7 protein-coding genes are annotated in these 10,301 nt (G+C 63.3%); 5 read left to right on the forward strand and 2 right to left on the reverse strand.

Annotation, left to right across the window (positions count from 1 at the left end):
* Nucleotides 1-10: 10 nt before the first annotated feature.
* The gene (locus tag CP49_RS01895) at nt 11-1,456 is read right to left on the reverse strand and encodes a caspase family protein (protein ID WP_057848602.1); all 1,446 of its coding nucleotides are present in this window, start codon (nt 1,454-1,456) and stop codon (nt 11-13) included.
* A gap of 237 nt (nt 1,457-1,693) precedes the next feature.
* On the opposite strand from CP49_RS01895, the gene CP49_RS01900 reads away from it, so the two are divergent.
* The gene (locus CP49_RS01900; RefSeq protein ID WP_245310443.1) at nt 1,694-2,089 is read left to right on the forward strand and encodes a hypothetical protein; all 396 of its coding nucleotides are present in this window, start codon (nt 1,694-1,696) and stop codon (nt 2,087-2,089) included.
* A gap of 2 nt (nt 2,090-2,091) precedes the next feature.
* Here the strand turns inward: CP49_RS01900 and CP49_RS01905 are convergent, their stop codons facing one another.
* The gene (locus CP49_RS01905; protein WP_156437956.1) at nt 2,092-3,792 is read right to left on the reverse strand and encodes a ShlB/FhaC/HecB family hemolysin secretion/activation protein; all 1,701 of its coding nucleotides are present in this window, start codon (nt 3,790-3,792) and stop codon (nt 2,092-2,094) included.
* A 223-nt stretch (nt 3,793-4,015) separates the two neighbouring features.
* Between CP49_RS01905 and CP49_RS01910 the strand changes: the two genes are divergently transcribed.
* The 4 genes from CP49_RS01910 (at nt 4,016) to CP49_RS01925 (ending at nt 10,242) form a co-directional block, all read left to right on the forward strand.
* Nucleotides 4,016-5,122, forward strand: a complete 1,107-nt coding sequence (locus CP49_RS01910; protein WP_057848604.1) for a FecR domain-containing protein — start codon at nt 4,016-4,018, stop codon at nt 5,120-5,122.
* A 79-nt stretch (nt 5,123-5,201) separates the two neighbouring features.
* Nucleotides 5,202-7,928: an EAL domain-containing protein gene (locus tag CP49_RS01915; protein WP_057848605.1), complete on the forward strand. Its 2,727-nt coding sequence runs from the start codon at nt 5,202-5,204 to the stop codon at nt 7,926-7,928.
* A gap of 172 nt (nt 7,929-8,100) precedes the next feature.
* Nucleotides 8,101-9,297, forward strand: a complete 1,197-nt coding sequence (locus CP49_RS01920) for a GNAT family N-acetyltransferase (protein WP_057848606.1) — start codon at nt 8,101-8,103, stop codon at nt 9,295-9,297.
* Complete coding sequence (locus CP49_RS01925; RefSeq protein ID WP_057848607.1) at nt 9,298-10,242, forward strand: cupin-like domain-containing protein; 945 nt, start codon at nt 9,298-9,300, stop codon at nt 10,240-10,242. It begins immediately after the preceding gene.
* The last annotated feature ends 59 nt before the right edge of the window (nt 10,243-10,301 follow it).

A 10,301-nucleotide genomic window follows, 5' to 3' on the forward strand; every position in this document is an offset into this window, starting at 1 on the left:
TATTGCCACTTCAGTATCTACCCCGGCCGCCATGATCGCCATAGTTGCCGCCGCGGCTACCGCCAAACCCGCCGAGACCAATGCCGATGCCGATGCTCACCGGCGGTGGCGGCGGCGGCTCGTACACCTCGCGCGGCGGCGGACGGCGAACGACCACGACGTCGTCATCTGCCTCGCGCCGACGCGGCGGCTTGCGATCGACCCGCTTCGGCGGCTCCGGCTCGAAGCGCTTGACCGGCACATTGACCTTGAGCTTCTGCGGCTGCTGCGGCGGCTGGATGTTGCAGGGACACATCGGCGCGGCGAGCGCGACGTTTTGCGGCACGGCGCCCGCACCGGCGACAACCGGAGATGTGAAGTCGGGACGGTTGCGCAGCCGCTCTTCCAGCTTGCGCGCGGTCGCGCTGAGATCGCTGTCGGGGAATCTCGCCAGGAACGAGCGATAGCCGGACGCGGTGTTGATCAGCACGGCGTTGTTCCATGCCACCATGCGCCGGTGCCGAACCAGCCAGTCGCGCGCCAGCCGCCCGAGCGCCGTCTGCGGGAAGAGGCCGGCAAAGGCCTCATACGCTTCGTCGGTGCCATCAGCAACGATCAGCTCGTTTGCCGCCTCGACCGGCCTGCCCTTCAAATCGCGGGTCCACTCGGCGACCGTCTTCTTCGGAGTCGCGGCAGGCTTCGGCCCGGCGACCGACACGCCCGAAAAGCGGAAATCCTCGGTCAGCGAGGAGCTGTCCCACGGCGTCTGCCGCCCTTCGGTGACCTTGTTCACCGCAAGCCGCACCCGCTTGAAGGTTTCCTCGATCGGAATGTTCTGCTCCTTGCCGGCGGCCAGCAGCGCGTTCGTATATGGGCTGTTGGAGCCGGAGCCGTCTTCGGCGACTGCACCCGGCGAGGTCGAGAACGACAGGAAGGTACCGGGAGCGCCGACCTTCGCATCGACGAGGGCAAGCCCGCTGCCGGCGGTCTTGAGGTCGGGGAATGGATTGTTGCGGCAGGCGTCGAGCATCAGGATGCGCATCTTGCTCGGCACCGAGGTCAGCGTGTTCAGGATGTCGTTGAGGCGCACCGCCTGGATCGGAATGTCGGCTTCGCGCTTCGGATCGATGTCGATCGGCACCAGAAAATTCTCGCCATCGATCTGCAGCCCATGGCCGGCATAAAACACCAGAGCAACTGTGTCGGCGCCCTTGGCCGCGACCTTGCCGGCGAATTCGCTGACCACCTCCCGCATCTGGCCTTGCGAAAGATCGGAGGCCGTCGAAACCTCGAAGCCGGAATCGGTCAGCAATTGCGTGACCGCCTTGGCGTCATTGGCCGGATTGGGCAGCGCCGGCACCGAGCGATAGGCGGACTGGCCGATCACCAGCGCGAGGCGATTTTCGGCAGAGGCCGAATGTGTTCCCAGAAGAACCGCAGCGGGAATCATCAACTTGAGCAGCGCGTGACGGAACATGATGCCACCTCCCGACAATACAGGCTGTGGATTGGTCATGGGCCCGCAGCCAAAGGTTCAAGCCGGCCGCGCCATGCGAGGCGTGACGATGACCCGATTCAACGGCGATCTTGTCGCAGGCCCAAGTCCTCGGCAGTGATCTGAATCACAGTCTCGGAATCGTTATGTTGTCTGCACCGCAATGCCCTGTCCGGAACGCTGTCTTCGCGGTACAAACAACCTCAGATGCGGCGGATCGTGATTCATATAGCGCTGGTGGCGGGCGCAGCGCTGACGCTTGCGGGTTGCGGCTTCGCCGACGTGCGTTCGCCGGTGCCCGAGTTCATGCGCGCCAAGGCGCCCGAGCCGGCCCCGCTCGAGCCGGCGTCCGACGTCAAGCGCATGCTGAAGGAGAAACTGGACTCGGTATTCACGGCGGCCTCGCAGCCGACCCATGTTCGCGTTTCCGAGCCGCGCCCCAACCTCCGCGGACCGGGCTGGACCGCATGCGTCAAGGCCGAAGTGATTTCGGTGATCGGCAAGCCGCTGGGCACGCAGACCTACCGAATCGAGATTTCCGAAGGCGTGATTGCGGATCGCCGGCAGATCGAGCCGGAAGATACCTGTATGAGCGAGAGCTACGAGCCGATCTAGCCCTACAGACAGCGGGTTGCCGCCCGGACCGGACAGAGCTTCAGCGCGCTCGAAAGCGAGAACAGCACCCGCACGCCGCGGGTGGGATTGTCGGGCGCGCGATAGCTGAGCGGCGCGGCAGCTCCGATGTCGGCCTGCAAGCCGTCGGCGAGGAAGAAACGAACGCCGCCGCCGGCCGAGGTCAGCGAAAGGCCATCGCTGATCCGATAGCCCGAGTTCCAGGCAACGCCGCTATCGACGAAGCCGTAGACCTGGTAGCCACTCAGATATTGAAGGTTCGTCTTCTGGTCGAAGCGCAGTTCCGCCGAGCCCGCCAGACCGTTATCGCCGCTGATCTCGGCGCTGCCATAGCCGCGTCCGAACGCGACGCCGCCGAGATAGAATTGCTGCGAGGTGAACAGCGGGCCGGACGCCGTCTGGCCGGCCGAGGCAAGTTTCAGCGACCATGCATCCGACAGCGTCTGGTAACGCGTGAACCAGAAATTCAGCGCGGAGAATTTGCCGGATGCGCCGTCGCGCGACAGAAAGTCGTCGCCGCGGTGCGAGGCGCCGAGAATGTCGAGGCCCTGGCGATAATTAACCGTCAGATAATTGGTGCCGCCGAAACTGTCCTGCAGCCGGTAGTCCGACGTGAGACTGGCGGTGCGGATGCGGTCGGCGTAGATCGGGCCGAACACGTCGTTTTCGGAAGCGTTGGTGAAAGCGGCGGCCGCGATAAGCGTCAGGCTGGACTTCTGCGATTGCAACGGCGCGATGCTGCCGCGAATTTCGAACGACTCGGTCTTGATGTTATCGCTGTAGAGGCGACGGTAGTCGCCGGGCCAAACCTCGCTGTAGTATCCCGCCGTACCGATGCGGGCGCCGTCGGCGCCGATCGGAATCTCGTAGGATAGACGGCCGAACGCGAGCTGCCGCGGATCGCCGGGCGTGGTGGAGAGGTTGAATACCAGCGAGTCGCCTGGCGTGAGATAGGAGTTGAACGCCGCCGTCCCGTAGCTTTGCCACGGTCCGACCGACGACGATCCGAGATTATCGACGCCGAACGAGGTAAAGACGTGCCAGGTCTTCAGAGACAGGATCAGGCGGAACTGGCCGCTCGCGGTGCCGATCTCCTCGATCGCAGTGTCCTCGATCCGCACGCCGGGCCGGCCGTTGATTAGAAGCAATTTCCGCTCGAGAGTCGCAAGCCGCGAAGGCCGCTCCGTCAGCACGGCTTCGAGCATCGGCCGGACACCGAATTGTTCGGCACCGTCTCCCTTCAGCATCAGCTCCGTGATGCTGCCTTCGATGACTTGAATATGAAGCTGGCCGCTCTGGATGTCCTGCGGAGGAACGATCGCCCGGCTGAGATGAAAGCCGGCGGCGCGATAGACGTCGCTCACCGCGGTGGCGATAGTCGCCAGGTCGGCCTGCGAGACTGTCTTACCGATGTAGGGTTGATACGTCGTCAACAGCCGGTCCTGCGGTATTGCTACGGCGCCGGTGATCGAGACGTGCTTAAGCACGAACAGCGGCTTGGAATTCCTCTGCCCCTCCATCCCCGCGAATTGCGGCAACGGCAATCGGGGCCGGCCATTCGCGCCCTGGCTCGATTGCTGGTCGTCGAACCGTTTTTCGATCTGCCGCGGATCATAGCCGGGCTGGTTCGCATGCTGCGCTAGCGCCGGAAAGCACGCGGCGGCCCACAGGCCGAGTCCAACCATGAGCAGGCAATTTCGGACAATAGCTGTTGGACGGATACTTCTCCGTACATCTACGGAGAGGAACCGCTGCACCTGGGTAGAACCACTAGCCATATGATTTTAAATAGAATTTTATGGTCAACGAATGGTTAATATGTCTCCCGCAAAGCACGACTTTCGCTCACTCAATGTTGAAACATTTCCGATAGAAATTCGGGACAAAGCGGCAATCGGAGAGAGTTTCATGCGTGCGATCCTTCACGTCACACGAGCCCTCGCGGCAGCGTTCGTCCTGGCGACGGCTTCCGCCGCTTTCGCTGCTGACGGCGACGACTGGACCGTGCACAAGTCCTCGGGCGAAGTATGGCTCGCTGGCAGCGGCGTGCAGCAGGCATCGCTAAAACAGGAAGACGTGTTGAAGCCGGGCGATACCGTTCGCACCGGCCGTACCGGCCGCGTCCTCCTGAAGCGCGGCGACGAAATGATCCTGGTTTCGCCGAATTCCGTTATCGGCGTTCCCGCCCAGAAGAAGGAAGGACTCTCGACGACTATCGTGCAGCAGGCCGGCTCGATCCTGCTCGACGTCGAAAAGCGCAGCGTCAAACATTTCGAGGTCGAGACCCCCTACCTCGCGGCGGTGGTGAAGGGCACGCAATTCAGCGTCACCGTCAATGCGGGGAAGACCACCGTCGACGTGGTCCGCGGTCAGGTTGAAGTCGCAGATTTCAAGTCGGGTCAGATCGCTCAGGTGATGGCGGGCCAACATGCGACGGCGTTCGCCACCGGCAAGACCGGCCTCTCGCTGGGCGGTTCGGGCACCCTCGCCCCGATCGAGCAAGGCAAGCCGCGCGCGCCGTCGGTCGAGCGCGTTCCGGTACCGCGCGGAGGCTTTACCGCGATCCGCCACGCCACGAATGGACAGGCCGTCCAGCCGGTGCGGCATGCAAGCGTGCAGCCCGCAAAACACGGCGTCACCCGCATCTCGTCATCGATCGGTGAAGTCCGGTTGAACGTCCACCGCGTGACCAATGGCCTCGCCCGCGACAAGTCGGCGGCACATGGCGGCGCGCGGAATGCTGCCAACAAGGACACGATCTGGGGCTCATCCGGCTCCGGAACCGATGTCGCCTCAGCAAACAGTGGCCAAGGCAACAGCAGCGTTGCTGCAAGTGGTAGCAGCTCCGCAACAGGAGCCGCGGCGGCTTCGCCCGTCAGCAGCACGGTCGCGGCCGTCAGCGGCGGCGGCAATGGCAATAACGGAAGCGGCAATGGCAACGGAAACGGAAACGGAAACGCCAACGGTAACGGTAACGGAAACGGAAACGCCTACGGCCGCTACAAGAACCGTTAGCGGCACACTTCAACGACTTGCGGCCATGAGCTCATAAGCCTGACGACGATCAAACTCGAAACACCAGAATGGTGACCACGTGAAACGATATCGGTCGCATGTTTTCGTGATGATTGCGCTGGCAATCGTCCTGTTGGGCGGGTGGCAAAACGGACTGCGCCATGCATTGCTCGATCTGAGGTTCGCCTGGCAGTCGCGACAGGTTAGCGGCGATATCGTGGTGATTGCGATCGATGCGTCATCGATCGACAGAATCGGTGTCTGGCCGTGGCCGCGCGTGCTCTACGCTGAACTGATCCGGCAGCTTGAGAAGGCGGACGTCCAGGACATCGCGCTCGACGTCGACTTCTCCACGCCTTCCGATGCGTCGTCGGACCGAAACTTTGCCGAAGCCCTGCAGAACGCCGGCGGATCGGTCGTGCTGCCCTCGTTCCAGCAGCCTCGCACCGACAAGACCACGCTTCACGTCAATCGCCCGTTGCAGCAATTCGCCGAACATTCCTGGCCGGCGGTCGTCAATGTCGAGGTGGGACCCGATGGCCTCGTCCGCCGTTATCCGTTCGGCGAGAAGCTGGACGGCAAATTCATGCCCTCGATGGCTGCCGTGCTCGCCGGTCAATACGCGGAAAAGCGCGCGCCGTTTCTGATCGACTTCAGCATCCGGACTGCGGGAATCCCCAAAGTGTCCTTTGCGGACGTGCTGCGCGGCGACCCGGCGACGCTGCAAAAACTGCAGGGCAAGAAGGTCATTATCGGCGGCACGGCGCTCGAACTCGGTGACCGCTTCAGCGTCCCGAACGGCGCGATCGCGTCCGGCCCGGTGTTGCAGACGCTGGCCGCGGAATCGCTATTGCAGAACCGTGCGCTGCAATGGACCTCGCACGTCGTCACGCTGACCGGCCTGGCCCTGCTCGCCTTGATCATGCTGTTCTCATGGCGCCGCCTTTCCGCCGGCAAGCGAGTGGCGCTACTCGCCGCAACCGCTGTCGCCCTCGAGGCCGGCGCGTTTACCCTGCAGGCGGCATTCCCGCTCATTCTCGACACGTCGCTGATTCAAATCGCCATCATTGTCTACATCGCGGCCATTGCACTCGACGAAATCGATATCAAGGATCTGCTCGGCAGGGTCGCCGAGAGCCGCTTTCAGCGCGTGGCGATGGCGCTCGGCGACGGCCTCATCTGCACCGATTCCAGTTACCTGATCACGGTCTGGAATCCAGGCGCGACCGCGATCTTCGGCTATCTGCCGGAAGAAATGATTGGCCGGCCGTTCGACGAGATTTGCGCACGTGACGGAGCCGTTGCCACGTCCTCTTTCTCCATCAAGAACGCCGCACATCTCGCTGCCGGATCGGTAGTCGAGTTCGACGGACGCCGCAGCAATGGCGAGGTTTTTCCGGTCGAGGCCAGCTTCTCCGGCTGGCAGGGCACCGACGGGTTTCAATTCGGCGCGATCCTGCGCGACATTTCGGTGCGCAAACGCGAAGCGGAGAGGATTCGATACCTCGCCGAACACGACACGCTGACGGGTCTGATCAACCGCAACACGCTTCACGCCGGCCTGGCCGCGATGATTGCGAAAGCCGAGGCCGAGAGTTGCGAAGTCGCGCTGCTGGTGGTCGGCCTCGATGGCTTCCAGCAGATCAACCACATGCTCGGTCATGCCAGCGGCGATCTTGTGCTTCGCGGCATTTCAGAGCGGCTAACGACGGCAATCCCGGTATCCGGCATGGTCGCGCGATTGAGCGGCGATGAATTCGCCGTCGCCGTCCGGATGAGCGATATCGCTGAAAACGTCAGCCGCTTCGCCGAGCAGATCGGCGCGAGCTTCGAGGCACCGCTGCTGGCCGGCAACCGCCAGCATCGCGTCCGGGTCAGCATCGGCGCCGCGGTTTTCCCCGGCGGGGGCCGCAGCGCGGACGAACTGCTGAGCAATTCCCATTTGGCATTGAGCCGCGCCAAAGCGAGCAAACGCGGCGGTCACGTGCTGTTCGAGGACGCGATCCGCCGCGAGTTGCAGACCCGTCTGACGCTGGAAGCGGAACTGGCGGCGGCCGCAGAGCACGATGAATTCGAACTGTTCTATCAGCCGCAACTGCATCTGGCCGATGGCCGCCTGATTGGCGCCGAAGCGCTGATACGCTGGCGCCATCCGGTACGAGGCCTGGTTTCGCCGGCTGAATTCATGCCTATCGTCAACACCTCGCCGATCTCTGAGAGAATGGCGGAGTGGGTTCTCGATACCGCCTGCGCCAAGGCAGCCGCTTGGGAACGCAGCGGCCACAAGCTTCGCATCGGCGTCAATCTCTCGCCCTCGCAGTTCCAGTCCGGCGACCTTGCAGGCTCGGTCGCGCAAGCGCTTGCCCGCAGCGGCTTAAGCCCGACCAGCCTCGAGCTCGAGATCACCGAGGACATCCTGCTCCACGATGAGAAGGGCGCGCTGAACACGTTCCTGAAGATCCAGGAGCTGGGTGTTCGGATCGTGTTCGATGATTTCGGCACCGGCTTTGCAAGCCTCAGCTATCTGAAGAAATTCCCGCTCGACGGGCTGAAGATCGACCGTTCCTTCGTGTTCGGATTGCTGGCCAATCCCGACGACGCGGCGATCGTGAGTTCGACGATCGGACTGTCCAAGCAACTGGGCCTGTCTGTTATCGCCGAAGGCATCGAGGACCGGGCCACCGCCGACTTCCTGGTCAGGATGGGCTGCGAAGAGGGACAAGGCTACTTCTTCGGACGGCCGATGCCGGCCCGTGATTTCGAAGCCAAATTCCTGATCACCCCCGCCGCTGCCGAGGTGGCGTGACGGCTGGGCGGCCTGATCAGACTGAACGATCCGTTAACGCGACCGCCCAAATCCGAGCTTTGCAACAACGCTATTTTCCATCTCTTTTCGCTAGCCTTGCCCTGTGAACGCGAGGAGCAGGCGGCGCCCAGGGGTGTCGTTGACAAAAAAATCGCGAACGGGGTTTGGGGAAGTGGCTGATATTACCGACACATCGACGGTGCGCCGTGCATCGAGCAAGGATGCGAACGCGCACGCGCCAGACTCCGGCGGAGCGTTGATGCCGCTCGCCGGCATTTCCGCAGGCCAATGGCGCGCGCTTTCCGAGCGCGCCGCCGAGCCGAACGGCTATTACTTGCCCGAATGGGAACTGGCGGTGAACGCGTCAGCGCGGGGTCGCGTCAACGCTGCCGCACTTGGAGCATGGCGCGATGCCTCCAGCCTGATCGGCCTGGTACCCGTGATCTCGATGTGGCGCGCCTACAAGATCCCTCTGCCCGCTTTGGTCAGCGCCGATCCCTATGGCACGCTTTGCACGCCGCTGCTCGATTGCGACATGGCGGAGGAAGCCGTGACGAGCTTGCTGCGGCGGGCCCGGCGGGCCGGCGCGCATGCGCTGATCTTCCGCGCCATCTCGCTCGATGGCGCAGCCATGAAAGCCTTTACCGACGTGCTGCATCGCGGCGGCATAGAGCCGTTGGTGCTGCAATCGCATGTCCGCGCCTGTCTCGACGCCACCGGTGACGCCGACGACGTGCTGCGCGAAGCGCTGGGCGCAAAGAAATTGAAAGAACTGCGCCGTCAGCGCAATCGCCTCGCCGAGCACGGCGCCGTTCATTTCGACGTGGCGCGTACGCCCGCCGAAATAGCCACCGCCGTCGAAACATTCCTGATGCTGGAAGCCAGCGGCTGGAAGGGCCAGCGCGGCACCGCGCTCGGACAGGACGAGGGCGACACGGCCTTCATCCGCCGCGCCGCTTCAGCGTTGGCCGAGACCGGCCAATGCGAGATCGTGACGTTGCGGGTCGGCGAAACGCCCGTGGCGGCTGCGATCGTGCTGCGCCATCGGGACCGCGCTTTCTACTTCAAGCTCGGCGTCGACGAGCGCTTTGCGAAGTTTTCGCCGGGCGTGCAACTGACGCTGGATCTGACCCGGCATCTGTGCGTCGACCCCGCGATCCGCCTCGTGGATTCCACGGCGAACCCCGACCATCCCATGATCAATCCGATCTGGCGCGGACGGCTTGCGATCGGCGACGTCTTGATCCCGCTGCGGCGTCGCGATCCGGTCATCCCGCTGATCCGCGCTGCGCTCAGCTTGCGCGGTGCGATCCGCGAGCCGGCGCGCCGCTTCATTCATTTTGTCAGAGCACGGCAGGACAAATCCTAAATGAATACCCTCACCGCCATAGCGCCCGTGATTACGGCCGACCGTGACGCGCTTCGTCGCGATTTTCCGCTGAAGCCGTTCGCGATCCGCCACAAGCTCGCCGACCATCCGCTGCTGATGCTGCCACGCATCGCGCAACTGGCCTCCGAGCTGCCGCGCGACCTGATCGAATACAATTCCGGCAAGGTCGCGGTCAGCCAGGATCCAGACGCGATTCCGATCCTCGACCTCGATCCCGTCGAAGTCGTGAAAAGCATCGAAACCGCCGGCGCCTGGATGGTGCTCAAGCGCGTCGAGAACTCGGCGGAATACCGGGCATTGCTGGAGGACACGTTGCTGTCGGTCGCCCGCGCGCGCGGCTTCAACAGCTTACCTGATGCCGGCTTCGAGCAGGTCGAGGGCTTCCTGTTCGTGTCCTCGCCGAACTCGACCACGCCGTTTCACCTTGATAGCGAAGATAATTTCTTCGTCCACATCCATGGCGAAAAATTCTTCACGATCTTCGACAATACCGACCGCTCGATCGTCTCCGACGACGAGATCGAGCGCTCGATGACCAAGCATCGCAACCTGAAATACGACGAGAGCTTTGCGCCGCGCGGCACGGAATTCCACCTGTTTGCAGGCGACGGCTGCTACGTGCCGTATCAATGGCCGCACTGGGTGCGCACCGCAGGCTCGTTCTCGATCTCGATGGCGATCACCTGGAAGACGCGCGAAGTGCGGCGGATGAACGACCTGCACTTCTTCAACTCGATGCTGCGTGGCATCGGCCTGCCGCAGCAGCCGCCGGGCAAACAGCCGGTGCTCGATGCGCTAAAGCTTGCGTTCTATCGCACGATAACGACGGCCATCAAGCCGCTACGCGCCTCGATGGCGATGCGCCGCGTACTGCGGCGGATCGCGCTCGGCAAGCGGGCGAACTATTACTTGAAGGGCGCGTGACGTGTAGATCCTATGGGGTGGCAGGTGGTCAGGGGTAAGCTGAGTTTGCGAGCACCCAG

It is taken from the genome of Bradyrhizobium valentinum (genome assembly GCF_001440405.1).
Lineage (GTDB): Bacteria > Pseudomonadota > Alphaproteobacteria > Rhizobiales > Xanthobacteraceae > Bradyrhizobium > Bradyrhizobium valentinum.